Raw genomic sequence first — 21791 nt, 5'->3', positions numbered from 1 at the left:
CGACAGGCGCCGAGAAATCGCGCGCTGCCCGGGGACGGGCTGCTCTGCCGAACCGAATTGTTTGTGTCTGCCATTTGGCTGGGGAGCGCGGTCTACCGCATGCCCCGGCAAAGGGAAACCACTTTTCGGGGAAAGTTCTGAAGTGCGTCGCGTTTGAGCGGATTCACGCGACGCACTTCAGCTCTTGATTCGATGCATGTCTTTCTCCCAAAACCGGGGCCACTTTTGGGCGACATGCATTAATCCCGCCGGAAGATCAGCCTTCCGAGCCAGCCTGTCAGCATGGCCAGCGATATCGCGAAGACGCCGTAGAGGAAGGAATAATTGTGGGCGACACGGAAGATCGACTGTTCGAAACCGGATTTGCGGATTTCGAGCTGGGCCGAGCTTTCCTTGATGAACAGGCCGCTCTTGAACAGGAACGCGCGGGCTTTATGGGTTCCAACTGGCACATTTGGCGCCAGCCTCACTGTGGCGCGGAACAGGTTCTGCGACAGGAATTGCACGCCGCCGACATTCTCGCTGTAGAGGCCGGTCGCCGACTTGCGCTCCCGCAGTGCGGCCGTGAATTCCTCGATCGTCGCCGGGCTGTCGCCGGCATCGGCGGGCTGCATGTAGAGGTTGGAGGCGCCGAGCGACAGCTGCTTGTAGCTGTTGGGTTCAGTGATGTCCTGCAGCGGTCGCGTCGTCGCCACCGAATAGGAGACCGGCACGTTCTCGAAGGTCTCGGAATCCAGATTGACCCAGACGCCTAGCACCCGGTCCTTGCGGCGCACCACCACCGGTTTGGGCGGACCTTCGAGCACGACGATGACGTCGTAACGGCCTTGGCGCGCGACAAGTGGATCCGGGTTTTCCAGCGAACCGAAAATGGTCAGGTCGGCCCCGGAAAAGCCGGCGGTGATCGAGACGTTGTCGGTGGAGAGCCCGATCTGGATGCCTTCGGTCAGCGGGACCTGCGCCTTCGCCGGCGCGGCGGCCGCAATCAGCGACAGGACAATGGCGGTTGCGAATGTGTTGCGAGCTCTCATCAGTTGAGGCCCGCGGCAGACAGCGAATAGAGGTTGGGCGGGGTGACGAAAAGATCGATCGCCAATCGTATCGCCACCGCCAGCACCAGCAGCGCGAGCAAGGCCCTGAGTTGCTCGCCGCGCAGCCGCTGGCCTGCCTTGGCGCCGTACTGCGCACCGGCGACGCCGCCCGCCATCAGCAGGAAGGCCAGCACGACGTCGACCGTCTGGTTGGTGGTGGCGTGGACCAGCGTCGTATAGGCGGAGGTGAAGATGATCTGGAACAGCGAGGTGCCGATGACGACGTTGGTCGGCACTTTCAGCAGATAGATCAGTGCCGGCACCATGATGAAGCCGCCGCCGACGCCCATTATCGACGACAGGAAGCCGATGCCGGCGCCAAGTCCAAGGACGGGGATGACGCTGACGAACAGTTTTGAGGCCCTGAAGCGCATCTTCAGCGGCAAGCGGTGGATCCAGTTGTGCTGGCCGGATTTCTTCAGCACCGGCGCCGCACCGCTGCGCGTGGCGCGCAGCGCATTGACGCTTTCGACCAGCATCAGCCCGCCGACGGTGCCGAGCAGCACGACGTAGAGCAACGAGATGAACAGGTCGAGCTGGCCGAGCCTGCGCAGGAAGGCGAAGACGTAGATGCCGCCGGTGGAACCGACAATGCCGCCGGCCAGCAATACCCCGCCGAGCTTGAAGTCGAGCGTCCCTCGCTTCATGTGCGAAAGGACGCCGGAGACGGAGGAGGCGATGACCTGGTTGGCGCCCGTGGCGACCGCGATCGCCGGGGGTATGTTGTAGAAGATCAGCAGCGGCGTGATGAGGAAGCCACCGCCGACGCCGAACATGCCCGACAGGAAACCCACCGCCGCGCCCATGGCCAGCAGGACGAAGATATTGACGGAAATTTCCGCGATCGGGAGATAGATGCCCACCCGTCAGTCTCGATCAGTTCTGCCTGTCGGCGAATGCAACCGTTGCGGGCATCTTGGCCCGACAAGCCAATTCGTTCTTGCGCCGGAGGTGCTGCGAAGTCAAACCGCGCTACGCCACCGAAACAAAAAACATCTCAATCAGTTAACAGGCGAATGTGTGGCAAGGGCGTCGTGGAAACGACGCCTCTGCCGTTATTTGCGCGCCAGCAGTGCCTTGACCAGTTTTTCATCGACTTCGCCGGTCGCCGGCATCTTGTTGTCGGTCTGGAAAGCCATGATCGCGGTCTTCGTCTTCTGGCCCATCTTGCCGTCGGCGCCGCCGGCGTCGTAGCCGTTCTTGTTGAGAATGCGCTGGATGTTCTGGACGGCTTTCTTCATGTCGATGCTGGCTGTCGTCTGCGGTGTGCCGTCCTGCCAGGACTCGGGAATGTCGGCCGAATTGGCCGCTGCATCCAGCGGCTTGGCCTTCCACAGTTCGGTCGCGGCGCGGGCGCGTTCGAGCTGCTCGGGCCGCAGCGCATTGGCGATCTCGTCACGCTTGGCAGCGGCATCCTTGTCGCCGGTCTTGGCGACGAGCGCGAACCATTTGTAGGATTCCTCGAGGTTCTGCTTCATGCCGACGCCCTTGGCGGCGAGGATGCCGAGATTGAACTGGCTGTCCTTGACGCCGACGTCGGCGGCCGCCTGGAACCAGTGCGCGGCCGATTCATTGTCGGTCACGCCGTCTGCCGCCATGGCGAACAATACGGCCAGATTGTGCATGCCGCTGGCGTTGCCCTGTGCTGCGGAAAGCTGGTACCAGGTCTTCGCCTTCTTGATGTCGCGCGCGACGCCGATGCCCTTTTCGTAGAAGTTTCCGATGCGGTATTCGGCCGGCGCGAAGCCGAGTTCCGCCGATTTCTCGTACCATTTGGCGGCTGCCGCCATGTCTTCCTTGACGCCGCGTGACTCGGCATAGCGCGAGCCGATTTCGAACAGCGCCTTGGCGTCGCCGCTGGCGGCGGCATCGCGCAAGGCGGCCGGGCCGGCGTCAGCGGGAATGTCGAACTTCGTCGTCATCGCCGGCGAGGCGTCCGCTGGGGGGACCGCGCCCGTGGTGTCCTTGGCGGTGATCGGCTCAGCCGCCATAGGCTGGGCGCCGGTGTCGGCAGCTTCCGCGGCGACCGGAACGGTCGAGGCCGGCGCAGCCGAGGCTGTCTCCCCAGACACCGCTTGGTTCGCATCAGCCGATGTAACCGAGGCGACGGGCGCGGGAACCGGCTCTGCGGTCGGCGCGGCACTCATCGACGGCTCGGCGCCTGGCGGCGTGGCAATCATGCTTTGCGCGGCCATGTCGTCCTTGGTTGCCGGTGCGGACGGCTCGGCCTGCCTGACGGTGTGGTCAGGCGCACTTTCCACTGCCGCGGGCTGCGCGTCCATCTTAGGTTGGCCGGCGGGATCGAGCGAGGCGGTCTGCACCGGCTGTGAGGCGACGATCGGCGCAACATCGTTGCTCGCCACCTGGGCCGGATCGGCGAAGAAGGCCTTGCCCAGTTGCAGGGCGCCCAGCGCCAGCAGGATCGCGGTTGTCCCCATCAGGATCGGCTTGCGCCGTGCCTTGAGCAGGTCGCCGATCCGCAGTGCCTTCACCGGTCCGGTCACCGTCGACTGGCGCTTCAGCGCATCGGCCTCGGCGGCCGCGGCCTGCGCCGCGCGCCGGGCAGCGGCGATGAAATCCGACTTCGCGGCGTCGGTGTCGCTGGGCTTGGCCGGCTGGCCGCGCTCGTCGCGCACGCGCTTCATGATGGCGTTGAGGTCAGGTGCGCCGGAACCGGGCTCCAGCGGCCGGTTGGCCATTTTCGGATCGAGCGGTTCGTCGAGATCGACGCTCGGGATCGGGGCACTCGGCGCCGAGCCGGCCAGTGGCGGGATGTCCGCCTCCTTCTTGCCCTTGAAGGCGCGGGCCAGTCCGCCGAACATCGACCTGCGGCCGCCCGACTGTTCGTTCTTCTCGACAATTGTGTCGGAGCCGAGAGCAGCCATGGCCGCAGCCGCTGCGGCTTCGGCCGGCGTGCGCGTTCCCATACCCAGGCCGCCCAGATCGCTACGAGCACCCGGCTCGTTGCGCAGGATGGCGGCGGCACGGCCATCGCGATCGGCCAAGTCCCCAGTCAATGGCAGGGGCTGATCGATATCCATCGATGGCGCGTCCACGGCCATCTTGGGTCGCCGCGCGCCGCGCCAGTTGCTCGGCTCGACCGGTGCCGCGTCCAGCAATTCGCTCATCGCCTCGACCGGCTCGCCGGGTTCGAGCGAGCCCAGCCGGTCGACGATCTTGAGCAACGTGTCGTGGATGGCCTCGAACGTTCTCGAATTGCGCTCGTCGGAGCGCCGCGTAAGCGTTTCAAGCGTCTTCAAATCCTGGGCGAGGCCGGAAACCGCGGTCGTATTGGCGCTCGAACCGGCCAGCGATTGGACTGCGTTCTCGGCGGCTTCGCGCGCTGCGCCAAGGATGGAATCGCGGGTTCCTGCGAGCGACTTTTCAATTTCGTTGAGACGCGGGCTGATGTCCTCGAATTCCGGCAGCGGGGTGCTGGGCCTGGAAAGATGGGCGGACAGGCCGGCAACCTGTGCTTCCAGGCTGCGGATCAGCGCCGGATCGATGCCGGCCACCTGCGCGGCCGACGCATCCAGCCGGCTTGAAATGTCTTCGAGCCGGCTCTCCAGGCCGCGGATTGCGGCTTCGCCCGCGGGATCCGGTACACGCGTTTCCATACGCTTGGCGAGCGCCGTAAAGCGGGCATCGATGGCGTCCATGATGCCGGCGCTGTCGATCTGCGGCATGCGTTGGTCGAGCCTGTCGGCAACCTCATCCAGCCTGCGCTCGAGATCGCGGAACAGCATGTTGCCCTGTTCGATGGCGTCACCCTGGCGGCGTTCCATCATGCTCGACAGCACGTCGAAGCGCTGCTCCAGCCCATGGAAGATGTAGTCGGCGTCAGGCATGGCTGGTGCCTGGTCGATCTTGTCGGCGATGAGTGCGATCTGCTTGGCCAGGCGCTCCATCGCCTGCTCCGGCAGATTGGCGCGACCGGCGAGTTCGTCGACCCGACCGGACAGCGTGCTCAGCCGGTCCATGACTGCGTTGCCTGGACGATCCTGCGCCACTTCCTCGATCTGGCTGGCAAGCGAGTCGATCCGCCTCTCGATGCGCTCGAAAGCCTCGTGGTCGAATGAATTGGCTTGCGCGGCGACCGTGGATGCGACGATGGCGCGGGAAATCTCATCCAGCCGCTCGTCGATCATGCCAAGCGTGTCGCTGCCGCGATTGTCCTGGTGGCTGGCGAAATGGTCGACAGCGCCGGCAAGCGTGCGCACCTTCTCCTCCAGCGATCGCAGCGACAACGATTCCGGCAAATTGTTGACGGCATTGCTGATCTGCTCCAGCCGGGCGGTCAGAGCAGACAGGCCCGGGTCGTCCGACCGCTTGCGCTGGTCGGCGTCGACGCGGTCTTCGAACGCCGTCCAGCGGCGATCGAAATCGTCCCAGCGGCGGTCGACCTTCTGCACGCTCTCTTCGCGTGCCAGCGTTTCGAGTGCGGCTTTGACCTGTTCGAGTTCGAGCCGCAGCATGTTGACGCTTCTGTCGTCGCTCTTCTCGGCCAGTGTCTGGATGGCGCCCGAAAGCCGCTCGAACTCAAGACCGAGTTCAGCACTGCCCTTGGCCGAAGCACCGGGCCTTGCCCCTGACTGGAAAGCCCGCTCGATGTCCTTGCGCAGCGCTTCGAATTCCCGCTGCAGGCCTGCGGTCATCTGGTGGCGCAATTCCTCGCGCATGCCGCGCAATTCGCCGGCGATCTTGCCGACCATGGCAACGCCGTCCTCCTGGCCGCGCACGCGATCAATGTCGCGGGCAATGGCCTGATAGTTCTGCTCGAAAGCGGCGGCTCCCTGAATCGGGCTCTTCGGACGCAACGCGGGCTGCGGGTCCTCGTACCAGCGCTGCTGGCCAGCGGGCCGGGCTGCGGGATAGCGCGCATCGGCACCATATTGGCGTGGATCGGGTTGGCGGAGTTCGGGACGTGCCACCGGATCCTCGCGCGTCCGCTCCAGCCGCTGCTCCAGTGTCTCCAGCGACTGGTTCAACTGCTCGAGCGTGGTCTGCGGCCTGCGCTGCCTGCCGGCATTGAGTGTGTCGAGATAGGACCGCTTGCTGTTCATCGGTGCGTCCGTCTTTCAGAATGGCTGGCTCGCGGCCAGTTCCCCCAGGTCCCTATCGGAACGAAGGCGACCGGCGGCGATGCCGCGGCGGAAGACGAGCTTCCCGGGCTCTCGCCCGCGCTCCGAAAAACCGTGAAAAATTCGATACAGGATAAACACGGGTAGCCGACGCGCCCACATTTCCCCCAACGTGGTAAACAACGCGTTAACCAAACTTAAGAAATTGAAAGGATGCCGGCTGCCGGCCTGACGGTGCGGCATAAAGGGCGGCGCGCAGAACGCCCTTGCGTCATCATGCGGCAATCGGTATAGAATTGACGTAAACGTAAAAGGCGCATTGGGCGCATGTTTGCGATTTGTTTGTTGAAACCACGACTGGAAGCAGGCCCCCGCTTCCAGTCAGGCGACGCACGGTCCGAGACCGCGACGCCACCAGACGGGGAAAGCCAGTGACCATGAAGCTTATCTCGGCCGGCGAGACCGCGGCCAATACCAATATATCTGCCGAAGCCGGCGAGGACCTCGTCCGCATCGGCGAGATGGCGAAAAAATATGGAGTGACGCTGCGCACGCTGCGTTTCTACGAAGACAAAGGCCTGCTCAACCCGCAGCGTGACGGGTCGACCCGTCTCTACACGCGCCGCGACAAGGCCCGCCTCAAGCTGATCCTGCTCGGCCGCAAGGTCGGGTTCTCGCTGCGTGACGTCAAGCAGATGATGGATCTCTACGATCCGACCGGTTCAAACACCAAGCAGCTCAAGCTCGCGCTGGACAAGTCAGAAAAGCAGCTTGCCCGCCTGCAGAAGCAAAGGGCGCTGATCGACGACGCCATCAACGAGCTGAGCGGCTCGATGTCGGCGGTGCGCCAGATGCTGAGCGAGCGTTCGGCGCCGCAGGCGAGCGCCGCCAGCTAAAACAACCGTTCGGATTTGCGGCAGACCAAGTCGTCTGCTGATTGTCTGAGTTCTGTCGAGCCGCGTGGCCTGCCACGCGGCTTTTCGTTGTCCTGGCCCACTCTCATGGCCTTTCGGCGCTGGCTTGCGCAACGTCGCGCCGCTACGCTCATTGCTCCAGTGGGCGGGGAATCTTGTCGCATCGAAAAAATTGACGTTTACGCAAACGTCAATTTTTGCTATCCCGCTCCCAATATGGGTCCGCATGCCGCCCCTGGCTTGTCTTCGGGGCATTCGGACCGGGTTTGCAGGGTGGAGAAAAAGCATGCCGACATACAGGGCTCCGGTCCAGGACACGCTGTTCGTGCTCAACGAGGTTCTGGGTTATCAGCGTTATTCGAACCTTCCCGGATTTGCCGACGCCACGCCCGATGTGCTCGAGGCGATCCTGGCCGAAGGCGCCAAGCTCGCCGAAAACGTCATGCATCCGCTGAACCGTGTCGGCGACATGGAAGGCTGTGTGCGTCACGACGATGGCTCGGTGACCACGCCGAAAGGCTTCAAGGAGGCCTTCGACCAGTATCGCGAAGGCGGCTGGATGGGGTTGGCCGCACCAGTCGAGTTCGGCGGCCAGGGCCTGCCCTATGCCGTGCATACCGCCGTCGCCGAATATATGGTCTCGGCCAATATGTCCTTGATGATGTATCCGGGCCTGACGCAAGGCGCGATCGCCGCGATCATCACCCACGGCACCGACGAGCAGAAGTCAACATGGTTGCCGAGGATGATCGAGGGTGCCTGGACCGGCACCATGAACCTGACCGAGCCGCATTGCGGCACGGATCTGGGCCTGTTGCGGACCAAGGCGGTGCCGAACGGCGATGGCACCTATAAAATTTCAGGCCAGAAGATCTTCATCTCGGCCGGCGAACACGACATGTCGGACAACATCGTCCATCTGGTTCTGGCCCGCATCGAGGGTGCGCCGGAAGGCGTCAAGGGCATCTCGCTGTTCATCGTGCCGAAGCTCAAGCTCGACCCGTCGGGCAATCCGGGCACCAGGAACACCGTCTCCTGCGGCTCGATCGAGGAGAAGATGGGCATCCATGGCAATTCGACCTGCGTCATGAACTATGACGAGGCTGAGGGCACGCTGCTCGGCGAGGCCAATGGCGGCCTGAAGGCGATGTTCACGATGATGAACGAGGCGCGCCTTGGTGTGGGACTGCAGGGGCTGTCGCTGTCGGAGATCGCCTATCAGAACGCTGTCGGCTACGCCAAGGACCGTTTGCAGGGCCGCTCATTGTCGGGGCCGAGGGCGCCGGACAAGAAGGCCGACCCGATCATCGTCCATCCCGACATCCGCCGCAGCCTGATGACCATGAAAGCCTTCAACGAGGCCGGCCGCGCGCTGGCGCTGTGGACGGCGATCAAGTCCGACATTGCCCACCGCTCCGGCGACGACAAGGACCGCCAGGCCGCCGACGATTACACCGGCCTGATGACACCGGTGGTCAAGGGCGTGCTCACGGACAAGGGCTTCGACCACGCCGTCATGGCGCAGCAGGTGTTCGGCGGTCACGGTTATATCGAAGAGCACGGCATGAGCCAGTTCGTGCGCGATGCCCGCATCGCCATGATCTATGAAGGCGCCAACGGCATCCAGGCGCTCGACCTCGTCGGCCGCAAACTCGGCCTGAATGGCGGCCGCGCCGTGCAGGCCTTCTTCAAGGAGGTCGGTGAGTTCTGCGAGGAGAACCGCTCCGACGAGAAGATGGCGCCATTCACCAAGGCGCTGAAGAAAGGTCTCAACGATTTGCAGGCCGCCACCATGTGGCTGGTGCAGAACGGCATGGCCAAGCCCGACAATGCCGGTGCCGCCTCGACCGACTACATGCATCTCTTCGGCCTGGTCGCTCTGGGCTATATGTGGGCGCAGATGGCCAAGGTGGCACTTGGCAAGACGGACGCCAATGGCGCGCAATCTTTTTACGACAACAAGGTCGTGACGGGGCGCTTCTTCATGGAGCGGATCATGCCGGAGACGTCGGCGCATCTCGCCCGCATTTCGAGCGGCGCCGACACATTGATGGCACTGCCGGCGGAAGCGTTCTAAAGATGATCGGCGTCCTCCTCCCCCTTGAGGGGAGGGTGGCCCGAAGGGTCGGGAGGGGTCGCTGCGGCAGTGCGCCGGCCTCAGTTTCGATGATGCATGTCGGGAGGAGTATCATACCAGCATGACCAACCCAGCTGAAATCCTTGGCCTTCCGAAGCCCGCTTGGGCGGCGGACGAGGTCGGCATGCTCTACGACATGGCGCATCGCTTCATGTCGGAGGAGATCGCGCCGCGCTACGACGAGTTCGAGAAGAACGAGATGGTCGATCGCGAGAGTTGGCTGAAGGCAGGCTCCGCCGGCCTGCTCTGCGCCTCTATGCCGGAGGAATATGGCGGCTCCGGCGGCACCTTCGCGCATGAGAGCGCCATCATCGAGGCCATCGGCCATGTCGGCGTCGACGGTTTCGGCATCGGCCTGCACAATTCGATCGTCGCCCCTTACATCCTCCACTATGGCTCCGAGGAGCAGAAGAAGAAATGGCTGCCGAAGCTGGCGACCGGCGAGCTGATCGGCGCCATCGCCATGACCGAGCCTGGCGCCGGGTCCGACCTGCAGGGCGTCAAGACGCGGGCGCAGAAGGATGGTAACCAATACAAGATCAATGGTTCCAAGACCTTCATCACCAACGGCCAGCTTGCGAACTTCATCATCGTCGTCACCAAGACCGATCCGGAGAAGGGCGCCAAGGGCACCTCGCTGATCGTCGTCGAGACCGACGAGGTCGAAGGTTTTCAGCGCGGCCGCAACCTCGACAAGATCGGGCTCAAGGCCAACGACACGTCGGAGTTGTTCTTCAACGACATGCGCGTGCCGACCTCCAACCTGCTCGGCCACGAGGAAGGGCAGGGCTTCGTCCAACTGATGCAGCAATTGCCGCAGGAGCGGCTGCAGATCGGCACCGGCGCCATTGCCATGATCGAGCGGGCGCTGGCGCTGACCATTGATTATGTCAAGGAACGCAAGGCGTTCGGCAAGGCGATCATCGATTTCCAGAACACCCAGTTCAAGCTGGCCGAACTCAAGACCGAGGCCACCGTCGGCCGCGTCTTCTACAATGATTGCGTCACCCGCCACATCGCCGGCGGCCTCGATGCTGTGACCGCGTCGATGGCCAAGTACTGGCTCAGCGACCTGCAGGGAAAAGTCGTCGACGAATGCCTTCAACTGCATGGCGGCTATGGCTACATGAATGAATACCCGATCGCCCGCATGTTCCGCGACGCCCGCGTCCAGCGCATCTACGGCGGCACCAACGAGATCATGAAATTGCTGATCGGCCGCTCTCTCTGAGAGCGACATCAGGCAAACCCAAGGAGCAAGCAAATGGCTGAAGCTTATGTCTATGACGCCGTGCGCACACCGCGTGGCAAGGGCAAGAAGGACGGATCGCTGCACGAGGTGCCGGCGGTGCGGCTTGCCGCCAAGACGCTTGAAGCGCTGCGCGATCGCAATGGGCTGGATACCGGCAATGTCGATGACATCATCTTCGGCTGCGTCGATCCGGTCGGCGAAGCCGGCTCGGTCATTCCGCGCGCCGCCGCCTTCGAGGCCGGCTACGACACTAAGGCGCCCGGCATGCAGATCTCACGCTTCTGCGCTTCCGGGCTCGACGCCATCAATTTCGGCGCCGCCAAGATCGCGCAGGGCGCCGATGAGATCGTCATTGCCGGCGGCGTCGAATCGATGTCGCGTGTCGGCATGGGCGCCTCCGGCGGTGCCTGGTTCATGGATCCGTCCGTAGGCCTGCCCGGCTGGTTCGTGCCGCAAGGCATCTCGGCCGACCTGATCGCCACCAAATACGGCTTCAGCAGAGACGACGTCGACGCCTATGCGGTCGAGAGCCAGAAGCGCGCCGCCAAATCCTGGGCCGATGGCCGGTTCAAGAACTCCGTCATCCCGATCAAGGACCAGAACGGCCTGACCATCCTCGACCATGACGAACATATGCGCCCATCGACCGACATGCAGTCGCTGGCCTCGCTCAACCCGTCCTTCGTCATGCCAGGCGAAATGGGCGGCTTCGATGCCGTCGCAGTGCAGAAGCACCCTGAGGTGGAAGAGGTCAATCACGTCCATCATGCCGGCAATTCGTCCGGCATCGTCGACGGCGCCGCCGCCGTGCTGCTCGGTTCGAAGAAGGCGGGCAAGGCGATGGGGCTGAAGCCGCGCGCGCGAATTCGCACCTTCGCCAACATCGGCTCCGAGCCGGTGCTGATGCTGACCGGCCCGGTCGACGTCACCGAGAAGCTGTTGAAGCGCGCCAAGATGAAGCTCTCGGACATCGACCTGTTCGAGCTCAACGAAGCCTTCGCTTCGGTGGTGCTGCGCTACATGCAGGCGTTCGACATCGATCACGACAGGATCAACGTCAATGGCGGCGCTATCGCCATGGGTCATCCGCTCGGCGCCACCGGCGCGATGATCTTCGGCACGGTGCTGGACGAACTCGAGCGCCGCGATCTCAACACGGCTCTGGTGACGCTGTGCATCGGCGCCGGCATGGGGACCGCAACCATCATCGAACGCGTCTGACGGGGAGAGAAACGATGAGCTACACCAATTTCACCCTCGACATCGACGCCGACGGCATTGCGCTGGTCACCTGGGACATGCCTGGCCGCTCGATGAACGTCTTCACCGAAGAGGCGATGCGGGAATTGAACGCCATTGTCGACAAGGTGGCTGGTGACGCCGCCATCAAGGGCGCAGTGATCACCTCCGGCAAGGACACCTTCTCCGGCGGTGCCGACATCACCCTGCTGCAGAAGATGCTGACGACCTTCGCCGCGGAAAAAGGCAAGGACGCCGAAAGGGCGACCAAGGCGCTGTTCGACAATGCCGGCATGATGACCGGCCTGTTCCGCAAGCTGGAAACTTGCGGAAAGCCGTGGGTGTCGGCGATCAAAGGCACCTGCATGGGCGGCGCCTTCGAATTGTCGCTCGCCTGCCACGGCCGTGTCGCCGCCGACAGCGACAAGGTGAAGATGGCGCTTCCCGAGGTGAAGATCGGCATCTTCCCGGGCGCAGGCGGCACCCAGCGCGTGCCGCGGCTGACCGATCAGCAGCAAGCGCTGCAGATGCTGACCTCGGGCCAGACACTGTCGCCGCAGAAGGCCAAGTCTATGGGCCTGATCCATGAGATCGCCGAGCCGGCCAGGCTCGTCGAGACCGCCAAGGCGATGATCAGGAATGGCCTGAAGCCGGTGGCGCCATGGGACGAGAAAGGTTTCAAGCTGCCCGGCGGCCAGATCTATTCGCCCGCCGGCTTCAATCTGTGGCCGCCGGCCATCGCCATCCTGCGTCGCGAGACTTACGGCAACTATCCGGCCGCCGCCGCGATCCTCAAATGCGTCTATGAAGGCCTGCTGGTGCCGTTCGACACCGGTTTGCGCATCGAGCAGCGCTATTTCACCGAGATCATGCAGACCAGGGAAGCGGCGGCGATGATCCGCTCGTTGTTTGTGTCGCTGCAGGAACTGAACAAGGGCGCCCGCCGCCCAGCCGGCGTGCCCGAAACCAAGTTCAAGAAGATCGGCATTCTCGGCGCCGGCTTCATGGGCGCGGGCATCGCCTATGTCACCGCCAAGGCCGGCATCCCGGTGGTGCTGCTCGACCGTGATCTGGAGTCGGCTGCCAAGGGCAAGGCGCATTCCGACGGCCTGATCTCGGATCAGGTCAAGAAGGGCCGCGCCAAGCCGGAGGACAAGGACAAACTGCTGTCGCTGATCACGCCGACGGCGGACTATGCCGACCTTGCCGGCTGCGATCTGGTGGTCGAGGCCGTTTTCGAGGATTCGAGCGTGAAGAAGAGCGCCACCGAACAGGCGGAAGCCGTGCTGAAGCCATCGGCGATCTTCGCGTCGAACACCTCGACCATTCCGATCACCGGCCTGGCGAAGAATTCTGCGCGGCCGAAGAATTTCATCGGCATCCATTTCTTCTCGCCGGTCGACAAGATGATGCTGGTCGAGATCATCTTGGGCAAGAAGACCGGCGACAAGGCGCTGGCCACCGCCATCGACTTCGTTCGCGCCATCAAGAAGACGCCGATCGTCGTCAACGACACGCGCGGCTTCTACGTCAATCGCTGCGTGCTGCGCTACATGTCGGAAGCCTACAAGATGCTGATCGAGGGCGTTCCCGCGCCGATGATCGAGAATGCAGCGAAGGCGGCCGGCATGCCGGTCGGCCCCCTGGCGCTGACCGACGAGACGGCCATCGACCTTGCCCAGAAGATCATGAAGCAGACCATCAGGGATCTGGGCGACAAGGCGGTCGATCCCAAGCAGATGGCGCTGATCAACGCCATGGTCGACGATCACGGCCGCTTCGGCCGCAAGAACGGCAAGGGTTTTTACGATTACCCGGCAAAGCCGGCCAAGAAGAAGTTGTGGCCGGGCCTTAGGGAGCTCTATCCGCAGCTTGCACCCGAGAAGGTCGATTATGAGGAACTGCAGCAGCGGCTGCTGGTCACCATCGCGCTGGAAGCGGCGCGGGTGATGGAAGAAGGCATCGTCACCGACCCGCGCGAGGCCGATGTCGGCTCGATCCTCGCTTTCGGCTTCGCGCCCTACACCGGCGGTGCGCTGTCCTACATCGACGGCATCGGCGCCAAGGCGTTCGTGAAGATCGCCAAGAACCTGCAGAAGAAATACGGCGCCGAGTTCAAGGCACCCAAGCTGCTGCTCGACATGGCCGAGAAGGGCGAGACCTTCTACCAGCGCTTCGATCCCTATGCGAAAGGCGACGTGAAGCAGGCAGCCTGACGCATGGGTAAAATCAAGCGTCTTGCAGCGACCTTCGCGCGTCCAAGAGGACATGGGGCGCTGTAATGTATGTCTGGGCGCGCATGGTGCGCATGATGGCCACGGCACGCAGCCGTGGCCCCTATGCGATGGGCGGCGAAGGCCGGCGGGCTTTCCGCTGCCTGCCGACCGACATCGATTTCAACATCCATCTCAACAATGCGCGCTACATGATGCTGGCCGATCTCGGCCGCATCGACCTGTTTGTTCGTGCAGGCCTCATCACGCTGGCAAGGAAGAATGGCTGGGCGCCGATGATGGGCGGACTGCAAGCGGTCTATGCACGCGAGATCAGGCTGTGGCGCCGCTTCGAAGTGGTGTCCTCGATCGAGACCTGGGAAGGCACCCAGGTTGTAGGCAAGCACCGCTTCGTCCTCGACAATGGCGAGACGGCCGCGTTGATCCTGACGACAGCCGGCGTCTACGATCGCAAGGCTCGCAACTTTCTTGAGATTGACGAGGTCGTTGCGGCACTTGGTCGTGCCGTGAACCCGCGGCCACCGACGCAAACGGAGCGGATTTTCATGACATCGCACCAGGGTCTGCGCAGCTTGGCCAAGGGCGTCGATCGATCCCGGTAGTCGGACTTTCCGCGATCGACGGAAACGTTTGCAACCACTCCACGACCGGTGGACAAAACGACATTCCAAGACTAGAAGGGAAAGGTATTTTTTCCTGCACCGAAGGAGAGCGAGCATGCTCTCGCACGACCGAGTCTGGGCTGCCATCGATGCTCTTGCCAAGCGTTATTCGCTTTCGGCCTCGGGTTTGGCCAAGCGTGCGGGGCTCGATTCCACTGCCTTCAACAAGTCGAAGCGTTTGTCGTCGGATGGCCGACCACGCTGGCCCTCGACCGAATCGCTGGCCAAGATCATCGAGGCGACGGGCGCCTCACTCGACGAATTCACCGGTCTGATCGAAGGCCGGCCCGGGATCAGCAATGGTGCTTCGACCAGCCATGCCGCTTCGGTCGCCCGCAGAAGCTCCGTGCCGTTGCTCGGCTTTGCCCAAGCCGGCGCCGGCGGCTTCTTCGACGATGCCGGCTTTCCAGTCGGGCAGGGTTGGGATCTGATCGAACTGCCGGCGCAATCGACCGAGAGTTCCTACGCGCTGCAGGTGCAAGGCGATTCCATGCTGCCGCTCTACCGCAATGGCGACGTCCTCATCGTCGAACCGGGCGCCGTCACCCGCAAGGGCGATCGCGTCGTCGTCAAGACCACATCAGGCGAGGTGATGGCCAAGGTGCTCGAGCGCCAGACCGTCAAGTCGATTGCGCTGGTCTCGCTCAATCCCGATCATCCCGACCGCGATATTCCCATGCGCGATGTCGAATGGGTGGCGCGGATTGTCTGGGCAAGCCAATAGGTCCGGCTGGTGCGGCTTCTCCATCATGCGCTGGCGGTTCTGATGGTGCCTGTGATGGCGGCCATGGTCGTCACTGGCGGTCGCACGTTGAAAGGAAGTGAAAGCGTCATCACGGTGGACCAGCTTGATCCGGGCGCCGACACGATGGCGCAGCAGGCTGCCGGGACGGTGCCGCAGGAGCCGGCCACATCGGCCATAGCAGCCCCGCAGCCGCCAAAGCCGGTGCTGCATTCGAGGGCGATCGATCCCCAAATCGTCGCGTCACCGGAACTGCCCGCCGAGGGGCTTGAACGGGTCGAGCCGCGCGAACCGTTGAGCAAGCTCGCGCTGGCCGTGCCGCCCAAGCCGAAAATGCCCGACGACTGGAACGGCACAAAGCTGTTCCAGCCGGTTGCGCCGGCCGCCGGCCTGATCGAGGCGAAGGGCTACTCGGTCGCGGTTTCCGGCATCGATATCGTCAGGCAGGACGAGACCTGCAGCGAGGACGGCAAGCCCTGGCCGTGCGGCGTCCGGGCGCGGACGGCGTTCCGCGCCTTCCTGCGCGGCCGCGCGGTGGTCTGCACCGTGCCGCCGGAGGGTGGCCGCGACCTGATCGCAGCCGAGTGCCGGATCGGCAAGCAGGATGTCGGTCAGTGGCTGGTCGAAAATGGCTGGGCGCGCGCCGCCAAGGGCGGACCCTATGTCGAGGCCGGCGACATGGCACGCACGGCGAAGAAGGGCATTTTCGGATCGGCGCCCGATCTGTCCGGCATGCCGGCGATGCCGGCCGCGCCACGCCAGGCGCCTCAGGCGCCGGGTTCGATCCTGGAAGAGGTCGACGGCGTGCTCAAGCCAGCTGACCAGCCAGCGCCCGCTCAATGAGCGCACGTGTCTCGGCAACGCCGTAGAGCGCTGCGAACGAGCCGAAGCGCGGGCCGCGCTCCTGGCCGATCAGCACCTGATAGATCATCTGGAAGAAGGCGCCCGATACGCCGGGGCCACCCTCCGGGCTCTGCTTGGAATGATCCTGATAGCGCTCGATCCTGCGCGCGACGTTGAGCGAGGCGTTCTGGATCGCTTCGCCGTTGGCGTCGGCCGGCAGCGCCCCAAGCGCTTCGTCGAGGGCTGCCAGCGCCTCGCGCTCGACCTCGTCGGCAGGCCGGAAGGTTTTCGTCGGCTTCACGAAATCGTCGAAATAGCGGATCGCATGGCCGACCAGCCGGTCGAGCTCGGGATGCGTCTTTGGCGTCACGCCTTGCGTATGACGTGAAATGAACCCCCACAGCACATCCTTGTTCTGCGCGTTGGAGGCGCTGACCAGATTGAGCAGCAGCGAGAACGGCACCGGCATGTCGATCGCGGGCGGGTTGCCGTCATGCATATGCCAGACCGGGTTGCCCAGCCGTTCCTTCCAGTCCTGCCGGGGATAGGCGGCGAGGAACGTATAGTATTCGTCCACGGCCCGTGGGATGACGTCGAAATACAGCTTCTTGGCCTGCCGCGGCCGCTGGTACATGTAGAGCCCCAGGCTTTCGGTCGGCGCATAGGTCAGCCACTCGTCGATGGTCAGCCCGTTGCCTTTCGACTTCGAAATCTTCTGGCCGTTCTCATCGAGGAACAGTTCGTAGACGAAATGCTCCGGCGCCCGTCCGCCCAGAATGTTGCAGATGCGGTCGTAGACCACCGCATTGGTCTGGTGGTCCTTGCCGAACATTTCGAAATCGACGCCAAGCGCTGCCCAGCGCATGCCGAAATCCGGCTTCCACTGCAGCTTCACGCGGCCGCCGGTGATCGAAAGCGTGGTCTCGGTGCCCTCGTCGTCGAAGGTGATGGTGCCGGCCTTGGCGTCGACATGCTTCATCGGCACGTAAAGCACGCGGCCGCTCTTCGGCGAGATCGGCAGGAACGGGCTGTAGGTCGCCTGCCGCTCAGGCCCGAGCGTCGGCAGCATCACCGCCATGATCTGCTCATAGCGTTCGGCGGCGCGCTTGAGCATCGCATCGAAACGGCCGGACTTGTAGTATTGCGTCGCGCTGGCGAACTCGTAGTCGAAGCCGAACGTGTCGAGGAAGCGGCAAAGCATCGCGTTGTTGTGGTCGGCGAAGCTGGCATAGTCGCCGCCGAAGGGGTTGGGGACCGACGACAGCGGCTTGTGCAGATGCGGCTCGAGTGCGGCGCGGTCCGGCACGCTGTCGGGTATCTTGCGCATGCCGTCCATATCGTCGGAAAAGCACAGCAGCTTGGTCGCGACCTTATCCTGCGTCAGGACACGGAAGGCATGGCGCACCATCGAGGTGCGCGCCACCTCGCCGAACGTGCCGATATGCGGCAGGCCGGACGGTCCGTAACCGGTCTCGAACAGGATTGTTTGCGGGAAGTCGGCGCTTTTGTAGCGCTCGATGATCTTTTTGGCCTCTTCGAACGGCCACGCCTTGCTTTCGGTCGCAGCCGCCAGCAGCTCGGGGTTGAGATCGATGATGTTTGATCCCGTCATGTCACAGTTTTCCAAATCATTTGCCGGCCCGAAGACGGGCCGCGGCAAGGCTTTTTCAACCGGTCTCTAGGCGTGCAGCGCCGGAGCGTCAACGCGTGCGGCGCTTTTTCCTTGCGGTGCAGAATGGGCGTTCCTAACTTCGAGGCCCGGTTCAAGGAGAAAAAATTGCCGACACCCCATGAAGCCCTGATCTATCTGATGGTCATCACCTCGGCCTCCGACCGCGACATGACCGATGTCGAACTGGCGCGGATCGGCGAGGTCGTCCGCTCCTGGCCGGTGTTCGAGGACTTCAACCACGACAGGCTGGTCGGCGTTGCCCAGGACTGCCAGAAGCGCCTGCACGAAAAGGACGGGCTGGAGGGTGTGCTGGCTGAAGTCGCCGAGGTCTTGCCTGAGCGGCTGCGCGACACCGCCTATGCCGCTGCCTTCGAGGTTGCCGCCGTTGACCTCGAAATGCGCATGGAAGAGGTACGGGTGCTGCAGCTGATCCGGCGTCAGCTCGATCTCGACACGCTGACGGTTGCTGCCATCGGCCGCGCGGCCAAGGCGAGGCTGCGCACGCTGACCTGAAGTCCTTGGCCGGACGCTGTTGAGATTCAGGTCAGGCCGGCAAAGCTGACCGGAACCGGATCAAAAAAAGCTGACCGGGAAATAGCGCAGATAAAATTCGGCGAACGTGCCTTTCATCGACATCTCCTGCAGCGCGTAATCGATCGCGGCGGCCAGCGCCGGATTGTCCGCTTTGGTGGCAATGGCCATGCCCGAGCCCAGATATTCAGGCGCCAGATAGGGCCCGCCGGCAAAGCGGCAGCAGCCCGCCGCGTCCGAGCCGCCCAGCCAGAAGGCCAGGCGCATGCCGTCGCCGAAGGCGGCGTCGACCTTGCCGGCCTTGAGATCGGCATAGAGGTCCTCCGGCCTGTCGAAAGGGACGACCTGAACCGTGTTGAAATAGTCGCGCAGCATGCGTCCATGCGCCGAGCCTGATATTACGCCGACACGCTTGCCGTGCAATTTGTCAAAGATGGGCTCGGTCAGCGCCTTGCCTTTCGGCATGATGAAGCGCGCTGGAAACTGCAGATAGGAGCGTGAGAAGGCGTAGGTCGCGCGCGATTCCGGTGTTGCGGCGATGCCGGCGATGATCGCCTCGCCTTCGCCTTTCCGCAGTGCGCCTTCCAGCTCGGCCCAGGGCAGGGCCTGGATCTGGCATTTTTCGACAATGCCAAGCTCGGCGCAGATGGCGCGTGCCAGATCGATATGGAAGCCGGACAGCTTTCCCGCGCCGTCAAGGAAGTTGAAGGGCGGGAAGTCCGTGGTGGTCAGGAACCTCAGCCGGGGCAGCGTCGAAAGGTCTGGCTTGGGCAGCCGCTCCTTGGCATCCCACAGCACCGGAACCTGAGGCGCCGCGGCGCGCGCGCCGTCGGCGAACGACAGCAAGCCGATCAGCATCGCAAGGGCGAAGGACCTCCACCGGAACGCCAAGATAAAACTCCGCCACAGTCGTGCTCGCACCGGTTTTGGTACGAAAATGGTACAGGCACAATGGTTTTTGATTTCAACCCGCCGATTTCAGGATATGATTTAGCCGGTTTGCAAATCAGCTTCGGTCGCCTCGTGAGAGGGAGCCACAAAATAAGTATGCGATTTGCAATCCGTGGTCGGTGGCGAAGTGTAAATCAGGCACGCATCATTGGCCGCAATGCACGAGGCAACATGGGGTTGATGTTGCGATGGGTCAGTTCGATCGCACGCTGGAATACATAGACCAACTGCAGCACGCCGCGACGGCGGCGGCGGTCTGTGAAAGGCTGCTGGGCATAACATCGGATTTCGGCCTCACCGCACTGATGGCGGGAACTGTACCGCAGCCAGGCACGCCGGCCGGCCAGCAAAAGCAGCATGTGCTTCTCTGCGATTGGCCGGGCGAGTGGCTGGAGCGCTATGTCGCGCGCAACTATGTCGACCACGACCCGGTCGTCAGCCACATGAAACAGTTGCAGGCGCCCTTCCAGTGGCACGAGGCGTCGCAGGGCATCCGCATAGACAAGAGCAGCGGCGAGGTGATGGGCGATGCCGGCGCCTTCAAATTGCGTGATGGGTTGGCCTTTCCGTTGATCACGCTTGACGGCCAGATCGTCATGGTGTCGCTCGGCGGCGAGGCTGTGGAATTGTCCGCCGCCGAATTTGGCCAGGTGTCGCTGGTCTCGACCTATGCGGTTGGCCGCGCCATGCAACTCCACACCATGGCGAGCAACACCATCGATCATATCGTGCTGACGCCGCGCGAGCGCGAATGCCTGCAATGGGCCGCCGTCGGCAAGTCCGAATGGGAGATTTCGCAAATCCTCGGCATTTCCGAACACACCTCGGAGAAACATCTTCTTAACGCCAAAAGCAAACTAGGTGCCGTCAACAGGGTGCAGGCCGTCGCGGAAGCGATACGGCGCGGCTACATTAGTTAGGTCGGCCGTGCCGACCTGGAATTTTTGCCTACGCGATCACGCAATTTTCTCATCAAAGCACGGCCGTATCTTCCTCTGAACGCAGGAGACGGCGGAATGCTTTTTTCCCTTACAACCCAGGAATTGATGGAACGTCCCGACCTTTGGGAGGCCGTCCATCGGTTGCGCTACAAGATATTCGTCGAAGAGATGGGGTGGGATGACCTCAGGCGTCCCGACGGGCTCGAACTTGACCAGTTCGATCACGACGAGGCGGTCCATCAGATCGTCATCAGGGGCGGTGAAGTGGCGGGTTATCAGAGGATGTTGCCGACGACGCGGCCACATCTGCTGACCGAGGTCTTGACCGATCTTTCCGAAGGAACGCCGCCATCGGGTCCAAACATCTGGGAATTGACCCGCTACGCGGTGGCTCCCGGTTTTCGTGACGGCCGTCGCGGCGTTTCGACCGTCGGCACCGAACTGATTGCCGGTTTCGTCGAGTGGGGGCTGAAGCGCGGCGTCGACAAGGTGATCATCGAGTTCGAGCCGATGTGGGTGCTGCGCGCCTTGCAACTGCATTTCCTGGCGACCCCGCTGGGCTATCAGCGCACCTATGGCAACCAGCAGGTCGTCGCCACCTTGCTGACCTTCAACGAACACACCCTCGATGTGGTGCGGTCGCGCCGCAATCATTTTGCTCCCGTGCTGGCCAGGGGATATCCTGACATGCTCGGGCAAAGGCGTGCGTCATGAGATCGGAGACAGCCATGAGCACACACCCGCAACCTGAACTTCGCAACCACACGCTGGTCGTCACCGTGTCGTCGAGCGACGGCCGGCCGGTGCTGGACAGGAGAGCCTATGAAAGCCTGGCAAGGACCTTCCATGAAGCCGCCGACAATGAGGAGGTTCGCGTCGTCGTGCTGCGCGGCCTGGCAGGCTGTTTCTGTCTGGGCGGCGACTTCTCCGAATTCCTCGACGCCACCAAGCACCAGAAACTGATTACCGCCGTCACCGACCTGTTCCGCACGCTGGCGACGTTTCCCAAGCCCATCCTTGCCTGCGTCGACGGCGATGCCGTCGGTGTCGGCTGCACCATCCTGTTCCATTGCGACATGGTGATCGCGTCCGATGAGAGCACGTTCAGGGTGCCGTTCGTCGATTTCGGCCTGGTGCCGGACGCGGCGACCAGCATCCTGGCGCCGCAGAAGCTCGGCTATGCCGGTGCCTTCCGCTTCTTCTGCCTCGGCGACACGCTTCGCGCCGAGGACGCCAGGGCGCTCGGCCTGGTCGCGGAGATCGTGCCGGGAGGCACCGTCGAGGAGGCGGCCCTCGGCCGGGCAAGACAGCTCGTCAAGAAGCCGGTCGCCGCCTTGCTGCAGACGCGCGGCCTGCTGAAAGGGAACACCGAGGCCCTCTGCGACCGCATCGATCAGGAGATTTCGCTTTTCCAGCAGGCGCTGCAGGACGACACCACGCTGCGGCGATTGCAACGCATCGCCCGGCTCGCGGCCTGAGCGAAAGCCTCAAGTTCCGCGCC

17 protein-coding genes are annotated in these 21791 nt (G+C 63.3%); 12 read left to right on the top strand and 5 right to left on the bottom strand.

The annotated features are described in order from the left end of the window. Positions 1–239: 239 nt before the first annotated feature. The 3 genes from EOB59_RS04990 to EOB59_RS04980 form a co-directional block, all read right to left on the bottom strand. A complete protein-coding gene (locus tag EOB59_RS04990) occupies positions 240–1031 on the bottom strand; it encodes a TIGR02186 family protein (protein ID WP_128287804.1) in 792 nt (263 codons plus the stop codon). Continuing rightward, complete coding sequence (locus tag EOB59_RS04985; protein WP_023811359.1) at positions 1031–1954, bottom strand: sulfite exporter TauE/SafE family protein; 924 nt, start codon at positions 1952–1954, stop codon at positions 1031–1033. Before EOB59_RS04985 ends, EOB59_RS04990 begins: the two co-directional genes overlap by 1 nt. Before the next feature lie 192 nt (positions 1955–2146). Then, on the bottom strand, positions 2147–6154 hold the full coding sequence (locus tag EOB59_RS04980) for a peptidoglycan-binding protein (RefSeq protein WP_127807945.1): 4008 nt from the start codon (positions 6152–6154) through the stop codon (positions 2147–2149). A gap of 455 nt (positions 6155–6609) precedes the next feature. On the opposite strand from EOB59_RS04980, the gene EOB59_RS04975 reads away from it, so the two are divergent. The 8 genes from EOB59_RS04975 to EOB59_RS04940 all read left to right on the top strand — a co-directional run bounded on the left by EOB59_RS04975 (position 6610) and on the right by EOB59_RS04940 (position 16195). Further along, on the top strand, positions 6610–7068 hold the full coding sequence (locus EOB59_RS04975) for a MerR family DNA-binding transcriptional regulator (RefSeq protein ID WP_127811260.1): 459 nt from the start codon (positions 6610–6612) through the stop codon (positions 7066–7068). Positions 7069–7372: 304 nt separating this feature from the next. After that, positions 7373–9163: an acyl-CoA dehydrogenase gene (locus EOB59_RS04970; protein ID WP_127807944.1), complete on the top strand. Its 1791-nt coding sequence runs from the start codon at positions 7373–7375 to the stop codon at positions 9161–9163. A 121-nt stretch (positions 9164–9284) separates the two neighbouring features. Then, the gene (locus EOB59_RS04965; RefSeq protein ID WP_128287803.1) at positions 9285–10454 is read left to right on the top strand and encodes an acyl-CoA dehydrogenase family protein; all 1170 of its coding nucleotides are present in this window, start codon (positions 9285–9287) and stop codon (positions 10452–10454) included. 33 nt (positions 10455–10487) lie between these two features. Next, positions 10488–11696: an acetyl-CoA C-acetyltransferase gene (locus EOB59_RS04960; protein ID WP_128287802.1), complete on the top strand. Its 1209-nt coding sequence runs from the start codon at positions 10488–10490 to the stop codon at positions 11694–11696. Between the two features lie 14 nt (positions 11697–11710). Then, on the top strand, positions 11711–13930 hold the full coding sequence (locus EOB59_RS04955; protein WP_128287801.1) for a 3-hydroxyacyl-CoA dehydrogenase NAD-binding domain-containing protein: 2220 nt from the start codon (positions 11711–11713) through the stop codon (positions 13928–13930). 65 nt (positions 13931–13995) lie between these two features. Next, entirely contained in the window at positions 13996–14550 is a 555-nt protein-coding gene (locus EOB59_RS04950; RefSeq protein ID WP_128287800.1) for a thioesterase family protein, read from the top strand. A 115-nt stretch (positions 14551–14665) separates the two neighbouring features. Then, positions 14666–15334, top strand: coding sequence for a helix-turn-helix transcriptional regulator (locus tag EOB59_RS04945; RefSeq protein ID WP_127268614.1), 669 nt, complete (start codon positions 14666–14668; stop codon positions 15332–15334). A gap of 9 nt (positions 15335–15343) precedes the next feature. Further along, positions 15344–16195 (top strand): thermonuclease family protein, encoded by an 852-nt coding sequence (locus EOB59_RS04940; RefSeq protein ID WP_348629400.1) that lies wholly within the window; start codon positions 15344–15346, stop codon positions 16193–16195. Here EOB59_RS04940 and EOB59_RS04935 read toward each other — a convergent pair. Beyond that, positions 16161–17807 (bottom strand): lysine--tRNA ligase, encoded by a 1647-nt coding sequence (locus EOB59_RS04935; RefSeq protein ID WP_128287799.1) that lies wholly within the window; start codon positions 17805–17807, stop codon positions 16161–16163. The two genes, EOB59_RS04940 and EOB59_RS04935, sit on opposite strands and share 35 nt — an antisense overlap. 165 nt (positions 17808–17972) lie before the next feature. Between EOB59_RS04935 and EOB59_RS04930 the strand changes: the two genes are divergently transcribed. Then, positions 17973–18380: a tellurite resistance TerB family protein gene (locus EOB59_RS04930; RefSeq protein WP_013533653.1), complete on the top strand. Its 408-nt coding sequence runs from the start codon at positions 17973–17975 to the stop codon at positions 18378–18380. 60 nt (positions 18381–18440) lie between these two features. Here the strand turns inward: EOB59_RS04930 and EOB59_RS04925 are convergent, their stop codons facing one another. Beyond that, complete coding sequence (locus tag EOB59_RS04925; RefSeq protein WP_128287798.1) at positions 18441–19289, bottom strand: transporter substrate-binding domain-containing protein; 849 nt, start codon at positions 19287–19289, stop codon at positions 18441–18443. Positions 19290–19537: 248 nt separating this feature from the next. Here EOB59_RS04925 and EOB59_RS04920 point away from each other — a divergent pair, with 248 nt between their 5' ends. The 3 genes from EOB59_RS04920 to EOB59_RS04910 all read left to right on the top strand — a co-directional run bounded on the left by EOB59_RS04920 (position 19538) and on the right by EOB59_RS04910 (position 21768). Beyond that, positions 19538–20269, top strand: coding sequence for a LuxR family transcriptional regulator (locus EOB59_RS04920; RefSeq protein WP_127267150.1), 732 nt, complete (start codon positions 19538–19540; stop codon positions 20267–20269). Between the two features lie 96 nt (positions 20270–20365). Continuing rightward, positions 20366–21004 (top strand): acyl-homoserine-lactone synthase, encoded by a 639-nt coding sequence (locus EOB59_RS04915; protein ID WP_013533650.1) that lies wholly within the window; start codon positions 20366–20368, stop codon positions 21002–21004. A gap of 14 nt (positions 21005–21018) precedes the next feature. After that, complete coding sequence (locus EOB59_RS04910) at positions 21019–21768, top strand: enoyl-CoA hydratase-related protein (protein WP_128287797.1); 750 nt, start codon at positions 21019–21021, stop codon at positions 21766–21768. Positions 21769–21791 lie beyond the last annotated feature (23 nt).

The organism is Mesorhizobium sp. M7A.F.Ca.MR.176.00.0.0, from assembly GCF_004023165.1.
In the GTDB taxonomy this organism is placed as follows: Bacteria; Pseudomonadota; Alphaproteobacteria; order Rhizobiales; family Rhizobiaceae; genus Mesorhizobium.
The sequence above is the reverse complement of the archived record's forward strand: the minus strand, read 5'-3'. Positions and strand labels throughout refer to the sequence as shown.